At 58.5% G+C, this 925-nt stretch carries 1 protein-coding gene and 3 tRNA genes; all 4 read left to right on the top strand.

From position 1 onward, the window contains the following. The first annotated feature begins 360 nt into the window (after nucleotides 1-360). Nucleotides 361-446: transfer RNA gene (locus tag AC07UK_RS38820), tRNA-Tyr, on the top strand. A gap of 51 nt (nucleotides 447-497) precedes the next feature. Continuing rightward, nucleotides 498-571: transfer RNA gene (locus tag AC07UK_RS38815), tRNA-Gly, on the top strand. A 37-nt stretch (nucleotides 572-608) separates the two neighbouring features. Next, a tRNA-Thr gene (locus AC07UK_RS38810) sits at nucleotides 609-683 on the top strand. A gap of 45 nt (nucleotides 684-728) precedes the next feature. Beyond that, the coding region (locus AC07UK_RS38805) for a GTP-binding protein (RefSeq protein ID WP_458218910.1) at nucleotides 729-925 on the top strand (197 nt) is incomplete at its 3' end.

Raw genomic sequence — 925 nt, 5'->3', positions numbered from 1 at the left:
AACAGGTCCGTGAAACAGCTCCGCGCCGATGATAGTGCGGATACCCGTGTGAAAGTAGGTCATCGCCAGGCTCTTATCCCCAAAACCCCTCGACAGCGTGTGCTGCGAGGGGTTTTGTCTTTTCCGGCCGCCGCCGCGTGCGGCCTCGCGGCCCTGCCAGGCGGCCTCAGAGCCTCCAGGAGCCACGCTGGAAAGCCCCTATAGGGTGAGAACGCAGAAATCTAAACTGCGCTTGTGGGAGCGATCAGGCGGTTCAAGCGCCACGCTGGAACGCCTTCCCTGGTCTGGCCAAGTACAGTATCCGCAACGGAAAGTGCTTGACAGGCAAGGTGAGAAGCCCCATAATCAATAGTTCTCTGCGGAGAGGTGCCCGAGTGGCTAAAGGGGGCAGACTGTAAATCTGTTGGCTTACGCCTACGCTGGTTCGAATCCAGCCCTCTCCACCAGAATGCAAGACAGCAGCCGGCAGTGCCGGTGAAGAAGCAGGAAAGAACCGGGCGGGTGTAGCTCAATGGTAGAGCAGAAGCCTTCCAAGCTTACGACGAGGGTTCGATTCCCTTCACCCGCTCCAGTCGCGCGGTTGCTGTCAGAGTAGTACGTCAAGTTTCGCCCATGTGGCTCAGTGGTAGAGCACTCCCTTGGTAAGGGAGAGGTCGGCAGTTCGATCCTGCCCATGGGCACCAAATACCACGCACTGGCAATATCGCTACCGAGACAGGAGTCGCGAAATGGCAAAGGAAAAGTTCGAGCGGACCAAGCCGCACGTGAACGTTGGCACGATTGGTCACGTTGACCATGGCAAGACCACGTTGACGGCAGCGATCGCTACGGTGCTGGCTGCGAAGTTCGGCGGTGCCGCCAAGAAGTACGACGAAATCGACGCAGCGCCGGAAGAAAAGGCACGCGGTATTACCATCAATACCGC

It is taken from the genome of Cupriavidus sp. GW821-FHT07C08 (assembly GCF_059419025.1).
This window is presented reverse-complemented; position numbering and strand designations above follow the sequence as displayed.